The sequence below is a fragment of the Roseateles sp. FW305-36 genome (assembly GCF_058787015.1).
In genome coordinates, this window is sequence record NZ_JBYSZK010000012.1 from 76,275 (window position 1) to 92,317 (window position 16,043).

Genomic DNA, 16,043 nt, shown 5'->3' on the forward strand with positions numbered 1-16,043 from the left:
TGGCTTGCCAGCACCCGGAGACCGCCATGCCCCCGTGGTGACAAGCCTCCCGGTCGGGCAAGCAGAGGCGCGAGGCCCGCGCCTACGACGACATCGGCAATCTGACCTCGAAACGCGCCCCCGCACCCGGCGCGCTCTTCACCGTCAGGCTGCCGCCGTGGGCCTCGACGAAATAACGGCTGATGAAGAGACCCAGGCCCATGCCCGGGGAGTTGTGGGCCGCAGCACCGCGTTCGAACTGCTCGAAGATGCGCTGCTGGTCTTCGGGCGCGATGCCGGCACCCTGGTCGGTCACCGCCAGCAAGGCCATGCCCTCGGGCGTGCGGCGCGCCTCCATCTGCACGGGCTTGCCCTCGCCATAGCGCAGCGCATTGCTCAGCAGGTTGACGAGGACCTGGCCGATGCGGCTGTCGTCCCACTCACCGACGATGTCTTCGACCACCTCCACCCGCAGGGGCACCTCGCGATAGTGCACGTCGAAATCGGCCACCACATGGCGGGCGAGTTCGCCGAGATTGGTGCGGCGCGGCTGGATGGACAGCTTGCCGTGCTGGATGCGCGAGATGTCCAGCATGTCGTCGATGAGGCGGGTCATGCTGCGCAGCTGGCGATCGTCGCGCGCCACCATGGCCTGCAGGCGCTCGGGACTGAACCAGTCGAGCTTGCCTTTGTTCAACTTCTCCTTGCGCATCACCACGTCCAGCGTCATCACGCTCAGCGGCGTGCGCAGCTCGTGCGAGACCATGGACATGAACTCATCCCGCATCGCCAGCGCGCGCTGCAGCTCGGCCTGGGTGTGCTGCAGCGTCGCCAGCAGACGTTCCTGCTCCGCGCGCGCGGCCTCCAGTTCCAGCAGCTGGCGGCGCAGCTCGCGGCTCTTCAGGTGCAGTTCGGTGAAGACGCGGACCTTGCTCTTGACCGCGTGGGCGTCCAGGGGCTTGTAGAGGAAGTCGACGGCGCCGTTCTCGTAGCCGCGGAAGGTGTAGGACTGCTCGCGGTCGGCCGCGCTGACGAAGACGATGGGCAGGTGCTGGGTGCGCGAGCTGCCGCGGATCAGCTCGGCCAGCTCGAAGCCCGACATGCCGGGCATCTGCACGTCCAGCAGGGCCATGGCGAATTCATGTTCGAGCAGCAGCGACAGCGCTTCGTCGCCGGACGTGGCCGTGTGAACTTCCAGGCGTTCGTCGCGCAGCAGGGCCTCCAGCGCCAGCAGGTTCTCGGGCAGGTCGTCGACGATGAGCAGCTTGGCGACGTCGGGGCGTGCGGTGGTGGTCATGCGCCGCCTCCGGCAGCGCCGAGGCGGAGCAACATGTGCTGGATGCCTTTCAAGGGAAGGATGTGGTCGGGCTGGCAGCGTGCGATGGCCGCCTCGGGCATGGTGGGCACGGCAGCATCTGCGGGCAACTGCACGAGGGTGAGGCCGCCGCGGGCATGGATGGCGGCCATGCCTTCGGCGCCGTCCATGTTGGCGCCGGTCAGCAGCACGCCGGCCAGGGCCGGGCCGTAGGCGTCGGCGGCCGAGATCATCAGCACGTCGATGGAGGGCCGGGCGAAACCGACGGGCGGGTCGCTGCTGAAGGCGAAGCTGCGGTCGGACTCCAGCAGCAGGTGGTAGTCCGCGCTCGCGACATAGACCGTGCCGGGCTGGACGGCCTCCTTGTCGGCAGGTTCGCGAACCGGCAGTGTCAGATGGCTGCCGAGCACGCTGTCGAGCTGGCTGCGGTGGCGCGGCAGCAGATGCAGCACCGCAACGATGGGCAAGGCATAGCTGGCGGGCAGCGGTGCAAGCAGGGCCAGCAGGGCCGAGACGCCGCCTGCCGAGGCGCCGACGACAACGAGTTCGATGTCGCGTGACGGGCTGTTCTTCATCGCTTGCGAAAAAGGCGCTCGCGCAAGGCCACGGGCTCGAAGTCGGCGCCGCGGGCGCAGAAGTCCAGGCTCTCCTTGCTGCCGATGCCGAGGAAGCCGCGGTGGCACAGCGACTGCGAGAACAGGCCGATGGCGCGATCCTGCAGCTTGCGGTTGAAGTAGATCAGCACGTTGCGGCAGCAGATCAGGTGGGTCTCGGAGAAGACGTTGTCGGTGGCCAGGCTGTGGTCGGCGAAGGTGACGTGGCGGCACAGCTCGCGGTCGAAGCGGGCAGCGTCGTAGGCGGCCGTGTAGTAGTTGGAGAAGCCGGCCGTGCCACCGGCCGCCTGGTAGTTGCGCGTGTACTGCTGCAGCTCGCTGACGGGGAAGATGCCCTGGCGCGCGCGCTCCAGCGCGGCGGGGTTGATGTCGGTGGCGTAGATGAGGCTGCGTTCCAGCAGGCCTTCCTCCTGCAGCAGGATGGCCAGCGAATAGACCTCCTCGCCGCTGGCGCAACCGGCCACCCAGATCTTCAGCGACGGGTAGGTGTGCAGCACCGGCATCACATGCTGGCGCAGGGCCAGGAAGAACTCCGGCTCGCGGAACATCTCCGTGAAGGGGATGGTCAGCATCTCCAGCAGCTTGGCGAAGGCGGCGGCATCGCGCAGCACCAGGCCCTGCAGGGCCGAGACCGAGTCGCACTTCAGCTGCTCCATGGCGTGCAGCACGCGGCGCTTCTGCGAGGCGCCCGAGTACTCGCGGAAGTCGTGGTTGTAGCGCGTGTAGATGGCCTCCATCAGCAGGCGCACCTCGATGTCGACGACGGAATGCGGCATCAGCGGCCCTCGATGCCCGGCAGCCAGACGCGCAGCAGCGACATCAGGCGATCCGGATCCAGCGGCTTGGCGAGATAGTCGTTGGCGCCGGCGCGGCGGCATTGCTCCTGGTCGTCGCGCATGGCCTTGGCCGTGATGGCGATGACGGGCAGCTTGCTCCAGCGGGCGTCGGCGCGGATACGGCGCGTGGCCTCCAGGCCGTCCATGACCGGCATCATGACGTCCATCAGCACGATGTCGATGTCGCTCTGGGCCGCCAGCTTCTCCAGCGCCTCGACGCCGTTGCGGGCCGGTTCGACAGTCAGGCCGCGCTGCTCCAGCACGCTGGTCAAGGCGAAGATGTTGCGCGCGTCGTCGTCCACCAGCAGCACCTTGCGGCCCTCGAACACCAGCTCGCGGTTGCGTGCGGTGCGCAGCATGTCGCGCTGCTCGGCGGGCATGCGCGACTCGACCTTGTGCAGGAACAGGGTCACCTCGTCCAGCAGGCGCTCGGGCGAGCGCGCGCCCTTGATGATGATGGAGCGCGAGTAGCGGTTCAGCTGCGCTTCTTCCTCGCGGCTGAGGTGGCGGCCGGTGTAGACGATGACGGGCGGCGGCGTCTTCTCGAGGCTGCGCGCGGCCATGCGCGACAGCAGCTCGGTGCCGTCCATGTCGGGCAGCTTCAAGTCGATGATCATGCAGTCGAAATGCTGCTCGTCCAGCAGCTTCAGCGCCTCCTCGCCGCGCTCCACGGCCACCACCTCGACCTCGTCGTCGCCGATCAGGTGGGCGATGCTCTCGCGCTGGCGCTGGTCGTCCTCCACCAGCAGCAGGCGGCGGATCTGATCGGCGCCGTGGCGCTCCAGCTTGTGGAAGATGTCGACCAGCTCGTCGCGTGTCGTCGGCTTGATGGCGGTGCCGACGGCGCCCATGGGCAGGGCCACGTCGCGGAAGTCCTCGCCGGCAATGATGTGCACGGGGATGTGGCGGGTGCGCGGGTCCTCCTTGAGCCGCTGCAGCACCGACAGGCCGGAGCCGTCCGGCAGGCGGACGTCGAGCAGGATGGCCTGGGGCAGGTGGGTGCTGGCCAGCTCCAGGGCCTCGCGACCGTGGGTGGCGACGATGCAGCGGTACTGCATCTCGTGCGCCAGGTCGTAGAGGATGCCGGCGAAATTGGCGTCGTCTTCCACCACCAGGGCCAGGCGGCGCGGCGTGGCGTCGGGCGTCAGCTGGGGGCGGTCGTCGTCGAACGCCGGCGCCGGCGGCTCGTCGGCAAGGGGCGCGGCGGTCGGTGCAAGCCAGGCTGCGGGTTGCGCAACGGTCGAGTCGTCGGCGCGCGGGGCTTCCGGCATCTGGACCGGCAGGATCAGGGTGAACTGGCTGCCCTGGCCTTCGATGCTGCTGAGATGCAGATCGCCACCGAGCAGGCCGGCGAGCTGGCGCGAGATCGACAGGCCCAGGCCGGTACCGCCGAAGCGCCGGTTCAAGGCGCCGTCGCCCTGGTGGAAGGCCTCGAAGACGCGCTGGTGCTGGGCCGCCGGGATGCCGATGCCGGTGTCCGTCACGACCATGCCGATGCGAGCGTCACGCGGCTCGATGGCGAGGGTCACCGAGCCCTTCTCCGTGAACTTGATGGCGTTGGACAGCAGATTGCGCAGCACCTGCTCGACGCGCTGGCCATCGCTGATGATGGTGGGCGGCAGGCCGGGAGCGAGCTGGATGTCGAAGCGCAGCTGCTTGTCCTGGGCCAGGGGCTGGAAGGTGCGGCGCATGGCTTCGGCCAGGGCGCGCAGGTCCAGCGTGCGCGGCGTGACCTCCATCTTGCCGGCCTCGACCTTGGACAGGTCCAGGATGTCGTTGATCAGCGTCAGCAGGTCCTGGCCGGCCGAGTGGATGGTGGTCGCGAACTTGAGCTGCTCGGCGCTCAGGTTGCCGGGGCGGTTCTCCGCCAGCAGCTTGGACAGGATCAGCGAGCTGTTCAGCGGCGTGCGCAGCTCGTGCGACATGTTGGCCAGGAATTCGCTCTTGTAGCGGCTGGCGCGCTGCAGCTCCAGCGCGCGCTCCCTCAGCTCGGCCTGGGCCTGGCCCAGGGCGGCATTGCGGCGCGACAGGGTCTCGGCCTGCTCGCCGAGCTGCACATTGGTCTGCTCGAGCTCGGCGCGCTGCTCCTCCAGGTTCAGCTGGGATTCGCTCAGCACGCGGGCCTGCTCGCTGAGCTCCTCGTTGGCGGAGCGCAGCTCTTCCTGCTGCACCTGCAGCTCCTCGTTGAGCTGGCGGGTCTCCTCGACGGACAGCTGCAGCCGGTGGCGGAAGTGGGCGGCGTCGATCAGCGCGCCCAGCGTCGTCTGCAGCTGTTCGAGCAGGGCGAGGGCGCGTGCGTCCGGAGCGCCCATGAAGCCCAGCTCCAGCACGCCGTTGACGCGACCTTCGTTCATCGCCGGCACGAGCATGATTTCCTGGGGCAGCGCCTCGCCGAGGCTGGTGGCCACCTTCAGGAAGTCGGCCTTCAGGCCGGGCAGACGCAGGGTCCGGGCGTCGCGCCAGACCTGGGCGAGCAAGCCGTTCTCGGCATCGAGGGGCTCGGCGTCGTCCGCCGCCAGGCCGTGAGCGGCCACCCGGTGCAGGCGGCCATCGTCACCGCGCACGAAGGCGGCCGAGACGACGGCACCGATGCGCTCGGCCAGGAAGGCCAGCGTGCGCTCGCCGATGCCGGCCGCCGCGGGCTCGCTCGCCAGCTGCTCGCCCAGCTCGGCCTGGGCACCACGCAGCCAGGCGCGCTCCTCGTTGTCGACGGCCGTCTGGCGGGCGTCGTTGAGGGCCGCGCCATACTCGCGCGACAGGGTCAGCACGTCGCGCCGCCCGGCCAGGGCGATCGCGCCGCTGGCCAGCAGCAGCAGCGCGATATAGCCGCCCACGGCCGTCCACATGCCGTTCTGCGCGTCCTCGTTGCGCTCGCGCAGCAGGCGCAGTTCGTTTTCGCCGAAGGCCCGCAGCTCACGGCGGATCTCGTCCATCAGCTGCTTGCCGGTCTGCAGGCGGATGGACTCGTCCACGGCCTCGCCGCGACGACGCATGTCGATGATCTTCTGCGCGAAATCGTTCCAGCGCTGCGCCAGCGCGTCCACGCGGCGCAGCCGGTCCACCTGGTTCGGGTTGTCGGCCGCCAGTTGCTGGGCGCCCCGCAGTTCGGCGCTGAACTTGGACTGGCCCAGCACATAGGGGGCCAGGAAGCTCTCATCGCCGGCGATGGCGAAGCCGCGCATGCCGCTTTCCTGGTCGACGATCAGGGCGGCCAGCTCATGCCCCTTGGCCACCATGCGGTGGGTGTGATCCACCCAGTTCAGCAGGCCGACGAGATGCCACAGCAGGCCGACGAAAACGATGATGCTGCCCAGGCCCATCGCCAGCGGAATGGCGAGATTGCGGGTGAGGATGCGTTTGAATTGACTCGTGTCTTCGGCGCTGGTCTCGTTCATCGCTTGCCTTGATGTCGTGAGCGTGCCCCCACTGGCCCTCACGCGAACCCAGGCACGACGCAAGACGCATGCCGATCCGGTCGCGAACCGCGGGCGGTCTTCAGGTCAAGGGAAAGACGGCCCGAGGCGGACCGGGCCGGGCGGTGGTGGCAGGGCAATCGGCAAAATTTGCCGTCAACTCATCCACGCGGCGGGAAGAAACGTCTCAGTCTTTCTACCGACAGCGGCTTGCTCAGCACATGGTCGATGCCGGCCCGCATGGCCTCGTCATGGGCCTTGGCGCCGCTGCGTCCGGTCACGGCGATGAGGACGAGGTCGGCCCCGTAGCTCTCGCGCAGGCGCCTGGACAGCTCCACGCCGTCCAGGTCGGGCAGGCCCAGATCGACCAGGGCGCAGACGGGCCGGTACTCGTCCACGGCGGTCACGGCGTCCTTGGCATTGGTGGCGAAGCGCACGCTGTAGCCGTCCTCCCGGAGCAACTCGCTCAACGATTCGCAGGCGTCCAGGTCGTCGTCGACCAGTACTACCCGGATGTCCTCCATCGCCATGACGCTCTCCTCTGGTCCCAGTGGCGGCGCTGCCTGATACCGACCCGCCATTGGGTCGGCCGCCTGATCTGTAACGCCTTGATAGCCAGATTTAGCAAATGTGATGCCAGCGCCTGGGCGATCAGGAAGGCAGGCAACCCAGGGCCGCGTCGACGACGGCTGAGGTCGTGATGCCGAAGTGTTGGGCCAGGGCGGCCGCCGGTGCGGATTCGCCGAAGCTGTCGATGCCGACGACGGCACCTTCCAGTCCGACGTATTGCCGCCAGCCGGGCGTCACGCCGGCCTCGACGGCGACGCGCGGCACTGCAGGCGGCAGTATGGCGCGGCGCCAGGCGGCGTCCTGCTGCTCGAAGGTGAAGCAGGACGGCATGGAGACGACACGGGCGTTGACGTCTCGATCCGCCAGCGTCTTTTGCGCCTCGACGGCGAGGGCCAGTTCCGAGCCGGTGGCGATCAGCACGAGCTGCAGCGGCTTGTCGGCCGCCTCCTTTACCAGCACATAGCCGCCCTTCTCGATGGCGGCCAGGGTGTCGGCATTGCGCGCCTGGTGGGCCAGGTTCTGGCGCGACAGGATGAGGCAGGTGGGGGTGTGCAGATGGCGCACGGCGGTCTGCCAGGCGACTTCGGTCTCGACGGCGTCTCCTGGGCGCCAGACGTCGAGATTGGGCACCAGGCGCAGCGTGGCAATCTGCTCCACGGGCTGGTGGGTGGGGCCGTCCTCGCCCAGCCCGATGGAGTCGTGGGTGAAGACGTAGATCGGGTTGATGCGCATCAGCGCCGCCATGCGGATGGCATTGCGGGCGTATTCCGAGAACATCAGGAAGGTGCCGGCGAAGGGGCGCAGGCCGCCGTGCAGGGTGAGGCCGGTCTGGATGGCCACCATGGCGAACTCGCGCACGCCGTAGTGCAGATAGTTGCCGCCGCCGGCCGCCTTGGTCACCGGGCGGCAACCCTTCCACTGCGTCAGGTTGGACGGCGCCAGGTCGGCCGAGCCGCCCAGCAGTTCGGGCAGCAGGCCGGCCAGCGCCGTGAGGCTGTTCTGCGAGGCTTTGCGGGAAGCGATGGTCTCGCCGCGTTGGGCCGCGGCGGCGAGCAGGGCCGCGGCGCGGTCGTCGAAATCGGTCGGCAGTTCGCCGCGCAGGCGGCGCCGCAACTCCGCGGCGCGCGGATGGCGGGCGAGCGCTGCTTCCCACTCGCGCTGGGCGGCGGCGCCGCGCTCGCGGGCATCGAGCGCGCGGCGGGCGCCCTCGGGCACGACGAAGGGGGCGTGCGGCCAGGCCAGCGCCTCGCGTACGGCCTGCACTTCGGCGGCGCCGAGAGGCGCGCCGTGCACATCGTGGCCGCCCGCCTTGTTGGGCGAGCCGCGGCCGATCTGGGTGCGGGCGCAGATCAGCACCGGCTTGTCGGTGGAGGCAGTGGCCGTGCGCAGCGCGGCGTCGATGGCGGCAGGGTCGTGGCCGTCCACGTTGCGGATGACGCGCCAGCCATAGGCCTCGAAGCGGGCCGGCGTGTCGTCGCTGAACCAGCCCTGCACATCGCCGTCGATGGAGATGCCGTTGTCGTCGTAGATGACGACCAGCTTGTTCAAACCCCAGGTGCCGGCCAGCGAGCAGGCCTCGTGGGAGATGCCTTCCATCAGGCAGCCGTCGCCACAGAAGGCGAAGGTGCGATGGTCGATCAACTGATGCTCGGGCGTGTTGAACTCGGCGGCGAGCAGCTGTTCGGCGAGCGCCATGCCGACGGCATTGGCCAGGCCTTGGCCGAGCGGACCGGTCGTCGTCTCGACACCGGGCGTCAGGCCGACTTCGGGGTGGCCGGGCGTCTTGCTGTGCAGCTGGCGGAAGTTGCGCAGCTCTTCCACGGCCAAGTCGTAGCCGCTCAGGTGCAACAGGCCATAGAGCAGCATGGAGCCGTGGCCGTTGGACAGCACGAAGCGGTCGCGGTTGGGCCATTGCGGGTCGGCCGGGTTGTGGCGCAGGTACTGGCCCCACAGCACGGCCGCGATGTCGGCCATGCCCATGGGCATGCCCGGGTGGCCGGAGTTGGCCTGCTGCACGGCGTCGACAGCGAGCAGGCGCAGGGCGTTGGCGGCGAGGGTGAGGTCGGGGCTGTTCATGCTTGGGTGGTGCGAATGAGTTGTTCGAGGGTCTCGGTGTCAGCAATGAACTGCGCGATGCCTTCGGCCAGCTTGTCGCGGGCCATCGCATCGGCGGCCAGCGCGGCGTGGAACTCGGCTTCGGACAGCGGCGCGGGCGCGGCGTCCAGGTGACCGTCGGGCGAGAGGCGGCGTTCGACGGCTGTCGTCGCCTGACTCAGCTCGGCCAGCAGGGCCGGGCTGATGGTCATCAGGTCGCAGCCGGCCAGCGCCACGATCTGGCCGGTGTTGCGGAAGCTCGCCGCCATCACCTCGGTGCGGATGCCATGGCGCTTGTAGTGGCGGTAGATCTCCTCGACCGAGCGCACGCCGGGGTCGTTGGGGCCGGCTTGTGCCGCCTCGTCCCAGCTGTTGCCCGCCGTCTTCTTGAACCAGTCGTAGATGCGGCCGACAAAGGGTGAGATCAGCTGCACGCCGGCATCCGCGCAGGCCCGGGCCTGAGCGAGACAGAACAGCAGCGTGAGATTGGTGCGGATGCCTTGCTGCTCCAGTTGGCGTGCCGCCTGGATGCCTTCCCAGGTCGACGCCAGCTTGATCAAGACGCGGGCTCGCGGTACGCCGGCGGACGCATACAGCTCGATGAGGCGCTGGGCCGTGGCGACCGAAGCGGCGCTGTCGTGGCTGAGGCGCGGGTCGATCTCGGTCGACACGCGGCCGGGCACGAGCTTGAGGATTTCGATGCCGAAGGCCACCAGCAGATGCTCGGCCACGGTCGACGGCGACGCGCCGGGATGGGCAGCGACGGCCTGCTCCAGCAGTGGCCGGTAGCGCGGCGACTGCACAGCCTTCAGCACGAGGGATGGGTTGGTCGTCGCGTCCTGCGGCTGGAACTGCGAGAGCTGGTCGAAGTCGCCGGTGTCGGCGACGACGGTGGTGTGTTGGCGGAGCTGGTCAAGGCTGTTCATGGGCAAAGCGCGACCCTGCCGCGGTCAGGCAGCACAGGCCATGTGGGTGAAGAAAGGGGTTAGCCGAACTCGGCGCGCAGCGCGCCGTAGAGCCTTTGGAAGCGCTCGAAGCGCGGCTTCAATTCCGCGGCCAGCGCGGCATCGGGTTCGGCAACGCGGGCGATCTCGGGCGTTCGGCAGACCTCGTCGACGTTGCCGCCGCAGGCCAGCCAGGCCAGGCGCGCAGCGCCCAGGGCGCCACCGGCTTCGGCGCCGACGCCGTTGACGAGGCGCACGTTCAACAGCGAGGCGAGCAACCTGGCCCACCATTCGCTGCGGGCGCCGCCGCCCACCAGCCACAGCGACTCCGCCGTGCCGCCGCCGGCTTGCAGGGCTTGCCAGCCTTCAAGCAGACCGAAGCCCACGCCTTCCAGCACCGCATAACCCAGGGCCGCGGCGTCATGCTCATGCGTGAGGCCGAAGAACACGCCTTGCGCATTGGCGTTGTTGTGCGGCGTGCGTTCACCGCTGAGGTAGGGCAGGAAGATGGGTGCGCGCTCGCGCTGGGCCGGCGTGAGCTGCGCGACCTTGGCGATCAGCTCGGCCTCGCCCGGTTCGCCCAGCAGCTGCGTGACCCAGCGCAGCGCACTGGCCGCGCTGAGCATGACGCTCATCTGGTGCCAGGTGTCGGGCAGGGCATGGCAGAAGGCGTGCACGGCCCGAGCCGGGTTGGGGCTGAAGGCGGGGTTGCACAGGAAGATGACGCCCGAGGTGCCCAGCGACAGAAAGCCCTGGCCCGGCTTGACGACACCCATGCCGACGGCGCTGGCCGCGTTGTCGCCGCCACCGCCCGCGATCGGGATGCCGGCCTTCAGGCCCCAGCGCTCGGCCAGCTCATGCTTGAGGCCGGCGCTCGGCTCGCTGCCTTCGACAAGGCGGGGCATATGGCTTTCGCTCAGCCCGGTCAGCGCCAGCGCCTCGGGCGACCAGCGCCGACGGGCGACGTCCAGCCACAGCGTGCCGGCGGCGTCGCTCATCTCGCTGACGTAGGAGCCACTGAGCTGCAGGCGCAGCCAGTCCTTGGGCAGCAACACCTTGGCCACGCGGGCGAACAACTCGGGCTCGTGCTGGCGCATCCACGCCAGCTTCGGGGCGGTGAAGCCCGGCATCGCCAGGTTGCCGGTGATGGCCGGCAGCTCGGGGCAGGCGGCCATCATCTCGGCGCACTGGGCGCTGCTTCGGCCATCGTTCCACAGGATGGCCGGCCGCAGCACGCGGTCGGCCTCGTCCAGCGTGACGGCGCCATGCATCTGCCCCGACAACCCGATGCCGCGCACGCCGGCCAGCGCCGCGGCGTGGCTGTTGCCCAGCTTGGCCATGCCCTCGTCGAGGGCGACCCACCACGCCGCCGGGTCCTGCTCGCTCCACAGCGGTTGCGGCCGCTGCACAGTGAGCGCGACACCCGTGGTCGCGACGATGTGGTGCTGCTCGTCGAGCAGCAGCAGCTTCAGCTCGGAGGTGCCGAGGTCGATGCCGAGGAACATCTCAAATCTCCGGGAGGGCTTTTCGTGGCGGCGGATGTTCGCCGCCTTTGGTTTTCAGCACAGCCACAGAGACACAGAGGCACAGAGAGGGCAGGTCAGAGGCAACAGCGCGCTGCCTCTGTGTCTCTGTGCCTCTGTGGCTTTGTTCCTGGACCGTGCCGGGCTCCGATCAGACGAAGTTGTTGACGATGTTTTCCAGACGCTCCTGGCGGCCCGAGCGAGGAGTGGGCGAGATGCCTTGTGCGTGCACAACGGCCGCGAGATCGTCGAGGCTGGCGCCACCGTGAATCTTCTGGCCCAGATCACCCTCCCAACCGGCGTAGCGATCGGCCACAACCTTCTCCAGCTGGCCGCTTTCGAACAGCGCGGCCGCGCTGAGGAAGGCGCGGGCCATGGTGTCCATGCCGCCGATGTGGCCCTCGAGCTGGTCGATGGGGTCGATGGACTGGCGGCGCACCTTGGCGTCGAAGTTGGTGCCGCCGGTGGTGTAGCCGCCGTGGCGGATCATCTCCAGCATGGCCGGCACGAGGGCGGCGTGGTTGTTGGGGAACTGGTCGGTGTCCCAGCCCAGCTGCTCGTCGCCGCGGTTGGCGTCCAGCGAGCCGAAGATGCCCAGGGCGCAGGCGGTCGCCACTTCATGCTCGAAGCTGTGGCCGGCCAGGGTGGCGTGGTTGACCTCGATGTTGACCTTGACCTCGTTCTCCAGGCCATAGGTCTTCAGGAAGCCGTAGACCGTGGCGCTGTCGTAGTCGTACTGGTGCTTGGTGGGCTCCTGCGGCTTGGGCTCGATGAGGATGGTGCCCTTGAAGCCGATCTTGTGCTTGTGCTCGACGACCGAGGCGAGGAAGCGGCCGTACTGGGCCAGCTCGCGCTTGAGGTCGGTGTTCAGCAGGGTCTCGTAGCCTTCGCGGCCGCCCCACAGCACGTAGTTGGCGCCGCCCAGGCGATTCGTCCACTCCAGCACATGCTTCACTTGCGCGGCGGCGTAGGCATAGACCTCGGGGTCGGGGTTGGTGGCGGCGCCGCTCATGAAGCGACCGTTGGAGAACAGATTGGCCGTGCCCCACAGCAACTGCACCTTGCCGTCCTGCATCTTCTTGGCCGCGGCTTCGAGCAGGCCGTCGAGGATGCGGTTGGACTCGGCCAGGTTGGCGCCTTCGGGAGCCACGTCGCGGTCATGGAAGCACCAGTAGGGCAGGCCGAGCTTGCCGAAGAAGTCGAAGGCGGCGTCCAGCTTCATGTACGCCGCCTTGACGGGGTCGGCCTCGTTGAACCAGGGGCGCTGGAACACCGTCTGCCCCAAGCCGAAGACGTCCTCGCCCTTCCAGCAGAAGTTGTGCCAGTAGCAGACGGCCGGACGCAGGTGCTCGGCCAGGGTCTTGCCGAGCACGACGCGATTGGCGTCGTACCAGCGGTAGGCCAGCGGGTTGGTGGAGGAGGGGCCTTCGTACTTGACGGTGGGGAGGTCGGAATAGGCGGTGCTCATGGCGGGGTCCTTACTGCGGGATCGGGGGTGTGGATGGGAAAAGGGTTCAGGCGGTGGCCGGCACGGCGTTCGTCGAGCCGTTGTCGTCGTCGCGGCGGGTGCCGGCCTTGCTGCGGCGCTGGGCGAGTTCATCGGACATCTGCAGCGTGGTCTGCTTGCTCAGCTTGTTGAAGAGCAGGCACAGCGTGCAGGCCGCGAACAGGCCGCCGACGACGAAGCTGGACGCGACGCGGTAGCCCTCGACGGCGTTGGGTGCCGTGGGCAGGTGGGTGTCGTAGCCGAAGAAGCCGGCCAGCAGCCACAGGAAGCCGGCGCCGCCCAGGGCCAGGCCGACCTTCAGCGAGAAGCCGATGGTGGCGAACACCATGCCGGTGAAGCGGCGGCCGGTCTGCCACTCGGAGTAGTCGGCCGCGTCGGCATACATGGACCACATCACGGCGACGGTCGGTGCGTAGAACACGGCGGAGAGCACATGCAGGCCCAGCATGAGCCAGACGGCCTCGGGCGGCAGCAGATACATGGCACAGGCCGTCAGCGTGCACAGGCCGAAGCAGACGATGCCGATGGCGCGGCGGCCATAGCGGGCCGACAGCCCCATCGACGCCATGATGAAGATGATGGTCGTCAGCGTGCCGGCCATGTTGATGATGCTGTTGAACACATCGGCCGCGTTGGACTGCGCGAGGTTGTCGCGTGTGCCGTGCACGATGTAGCCCAGGGTGTCGGCCAGGCTGCCGGTGCCGGCCGCATCCGGCGTGGTCAGGCCCACCGCGGCCAGGAAGTCGAACATGGCCGCCTTGTCGGCGTAGTGGTGGTAGTAGTTGAAGTGGGCGCCACCGCGCAGCGACAGCATGGCGAACTGGAACAGGGTGTAGAGCACCAGCGTGATCCAGGGGCTGTTCTTCAGCAGGTCGCCGAAATCCTGCCTGGGCGAGGACGTGGTGTCCTGGATGGGCTTGATGCGTTCCTGCGTCGTGAAGAAGGTGACGAGGAAGAGCACCAGGCAGGCGACGGCCCAGATGGTCATCGTCATCTGCCAGCCATGCGCGCGGTCATGACCTTGTGCGAACTTGGCCACCAGCGGCAGCGTCAGGCCGCCCACGGCGAACTGCGCCACGTTGACCGACACGAAGCGGAAGGAGTTGAGCTTGGTGCGCTCGTTGAGGTCCGCCGTCATGACCCCGCTCATGGCCGAGTAGGGCATGTTGTTCATGCTGTACAGCGTCATCAGCAGGGTGTTGGTGATGCCGGCATAGGCGATGACCATGCCGGTGCTCCAGCCCCAGGCTGGATCGGGCGCCGTGTAGGCCAGCACCATGACGATGGCCCAGGGCACAGACGTCCACAGCACCCAGGGGCGGAACTTGCCCCAGCGGGTGTTGGTGCGGTCGGCCAGCACGCCCATGACGGGGTCGAAGAAGGCATCCCACAGCTTGGGCCACAGCAGGATGGCCGCGGCCGTGTTGGCGCTGAGACCGAACACGTCCGTGTAGAAGTTCAGCTGGAACAGGATCATGGACATGAAGACCAGATTGGCCGCGGCATCGCCGCAGCTGTAACCGGCCTTCTCCACGAAGGAGAGGCGATGGTGGGTGATGGCCATGTTTGTCTCGTCTTTTGTTATGGATGAGTCAGGCGTCAGGGCCTGGCTTCATAAGAGAAATAGTCGAAGTCAGCGGCAAGCTTCTGGCCCGACAGATCCTGGCAGGCAATGCCGATGAAGTTGCCGGTAAAGCCGAAGCTGCGCGCGAAGCCGTTGACGAACTGGGTCGCGAACTCGTCGCTCAGCATGGCGGCGTCCAGGGCCGGGCCGATGTCCTGCCAGGCGGCATCGCCTTGGCGGAACTGGAACTGGTAGCGCTCGTGCTTGAACTCGACGGCCAGGTCCACGGCGCCGTCCTTCAGCTCGACGGCCGTGGCCGGCTCGCTCAGCGCCGCATCGCGGTTGAGCGTCAGGCGCACCACGCGCTTGTTCGAGTCCACGTCGCGGCTGACGTGCAGATAGGCGTGGTTGCTGGTGTTGTAGTAGGCCACCAGGCCTGCCATCTGCTGGAACAGCTCGGGCTGGAATTCCAGGCGCGTCTCGACGCGGCAGTTGAAGTGCTGCTGACGGCGCGCGACCAGGCTCTGGTCGAACAGGCTCATCAGCGATTCGCGGCCCTTGAGGCGCAGGAAGCCGGGGCGTTCGGTCAGCGAGATCCAGCGCTCGTCGAAAGGGACGCGCAGCGAGTTCAGGTGGTGGTTGAGGTTCACCCCGTCGAAGTCGTCGCGCGCCGGCTCGGCAGCGAACACATGCTCGGGCAGGCCCGGCTCGGCCGTCTGCAGGCGTGGTGCATTGCCGCCGCCTTCGACCTCGGGCCAGTCGTCGTCGCGCCAGTGCAGGCGCTGGATGCCGGTCTCGCGGCCCAGCGGGCAGTGCAGACCCTCGTAGACGCCGTTCTGCTTGTCTGCATTCGGGCCGCTCCATTCCAGCGGCCGGCCGCAGAGATGGGCCATATACCAGTCGCCGTTCTGCGTCTGCACGAGGCTGGCGTGGCCGCTGCGCTGCAGGCCATCGGTGGGCTGCTTCCAGGCCGTCAGCAGCGGATTGCCGGGCAGGGTCTCGTAGGGGCCGTCGATGTGGCGCGAACGGGCCAGCGTGACGGCGTGCTCGTAGAAGGTACCGCCCTCGGCCGTCAGCAGGTAGTACCAGCCCTTGCGGCGATACAGGTGCGGGCCTTCGACGACCTGCAGTTCGGTGCCGGCGTAGATGTTCTTCACCGGGCCGACGAGGCGCTTGGCCTCATGGTCGTATTCCTGCAGCAGGATGCCGTTGAAGTGGTGCTTGCCGGGCTGATGGATCCACTGCTGGTTCACGAGCCAGTGGCGGCCATCGTCGTCGTGGAAGAGGCTGGGGTCGAAGCCCGAGCTGTTCAGGTAGATGGGTTCGCTCCAGGGGCCGTCGATGCTGGGCGCGGTGATGAGGTAGTTGTGGGTGTCCTTGAAGGCGCCGATGGTGGAGCGCACATCGGTGTAGATCAGCCAGAACTGGCCGCCCGCGTAGCTCAGGCAGGGGGCCCAGACGCCGGCCGAGTCGGGGTGGCCGGTCAGGTCGAGCTGGCTCTTGCGCGTGCAGGCGTAGCTGTGGTGGCGCCAGTGCTTCAGGTCGCGCGAGTGGTGGATGCGCACGCCGGGCCACCACTCGAAGGTGGAGGTGGCGATGTAGTAGTCGTCGCCGACGCGGCAGATCGAGGGGTCGGCGTGGAAGCCCGGCAGGATGGGATTGGTGATCATGGGGTCAGGACAAC

At 68.3% G+C, this 16,043-nt stretch carries 11 protein-coding genes; all 11 read right to left on the reverse strand.

From position 1 onward, the window contains the following. Nucleotides 1–82: 82 nt before the first annotated feature. The 11 genes from AC3WOE_RS21025 to AC3WOE_RS21075 all read right to left on the reverse strand — a co-directional run bounded on the left by AC3WOE_RS21025 (nucleotide 83) and on the right by AC3WOE_RS21075 (nucleotide 16,029). Nucleotides 83–1,276: a hybrid sensor histidine kinase/response regulator gene (locus AC3WOE_RS21025; protein WP_492693219.1), complete on the reverse strand. Its 1,194-nt coding sequence runs from the start codon at nucleotides 1,274–1,276 to the stop codon at nucleotides 83–85. Next, nucleotides 1,273–1,869 carry a chemotaxis protein CheB gene (locus AC3WOE_RS21030; RefSeq protein ID WP_492693220.1) on the reverse strand — a complete coding sequence of 199 codons (597 nt, stop codon included), beginning with the start codon at nucleotides 1,867–1,869 and terminating at the stop codon, nucleotides 1,273–1,275. The genes AC3WOE_RS21025 and AC3WOE_RS21030 overlap by 4 nt, the downstream gene beginning before the upstream one ends. Beyond that, nucleotides 1,866–2,684, reverse strand: a complete 819-nt coding sequence (locus AC3WOE_RS21035) for a CheR family methyltransferase (RefSeq protein WP_492693221.1) — start codon at nucleotides 2,682–2,684, stop codon at nucleotides 1,866–1,868. The genes AC3WOE_RS21030 and AC3WOE_RS21035 overlap by 4 nt, the downstream gene beginning before the upstream one ends. Further along, the gene (locus AC3WOE_RS21040) at nucleotides 2,684–6,139 is read right to left on the reverse strand and encodes a response regulator (protein WP_492693223.1); all 3,456 of its coding nucleotides are present in this window, start codon (nucleotides 6,137–6,139) and stop codon (nucleotides 2,684–2,686) included. Before AC3WOE_RS21040 ends, AC3WOE_RS21035 begins: the two co-directional genes overlap by 1 nt. 179 nt (nucleotides 6,140–6,318) lie before the next feature. Further along, nucleotides 6,319–6,687 carry a response regulator gene (locus AC3WOE_RS21045; protein ID WP_492693224.1) on the reverse strand — a complete coding sequence of 123 codons (369 nt, stop codon included), beginning with the start codon at nucleotides 6,685–6,687 and terminating at the stop codon, nucleotides 6,319–6,321. Between the two features lie 121 nt (nucleotides 6,688–6,808). Beyond that, nucleotides 6,809–8,803, reverse strand: coding sequence for a transketolase (tkt, locus tag AC3WOE_RS21050; protein WP_492693226.1), 1,995 nt, complete (start codon nucleotides 8,801–8,803; stop codon nucleotides 6,809–6,811). After that, nucleotides 8,800–9,747 carry a transaldolase gene (tal, locus tag AC3WOE_RS21055; protein WP_492693228.1) on the reverse strand — a complete coding sequence of 316 codons (948 nt, stop codon included), beginning with the start codon at nucleotides 9,745–9,747 and terminating at the stop codon, nucleotides 8,800–8,802. The genes tkt and tal overlap by 4 nt, the downstream gene beginning before the upstream one ends. 59 nt (nucleotides 9,748–9,806) lie before the next feature. After that, entirely contained in the window at nucleotides 9,807–11,270 is a 1,464-nt protein-coding gene (xylB, locus tag AC3WOE_RS21060) for a xylulokinase (protein WP_492693230.1), read from the reverse strand. A gap of 169 nt (nucleotides 11,271–11,439) precedes the next feature. Beyond that, complete coding sequence (xylA, locus tag AC3WOE_RS21065; protein ID WP_492693231.1) at nucleotides 11,440–12,756, reverse strand: xylose isomerase; 1,317 nt, start codon at nucleotides 12,754–12,756, stop codon at nucleotides 11,440–11,442. A 46-nt stretch (nucleotides 12,757–12,802) separates the two neighbouring features. Then, a complete protein-coding gene (locus AC3WOE_RS21070) occupies nucleotides 12,803–14,359 on the reverse strand; it encodes an MFS transporter (RefSeq protein WP_492693233.1) in 1,557 nt (518 codons plus the stop codon). Between the two features lie 35 nt (nucleotides 14,360–14,394). Continuing rightward, nucleotides 14,395–16,029, reverse strand: coding sequence for a glycoside hydrolase family 43 protein (locus tag AC3WOE_RS21075; protein WP_492693235.1), 1,635 nt, complete (start codon nucleotides 16,027–16,029; stop codon nucleotides 14,395–14,397). Between the last annotated feature and the right edge of the window lie 14 nt (nucleotides 16,030–16,043).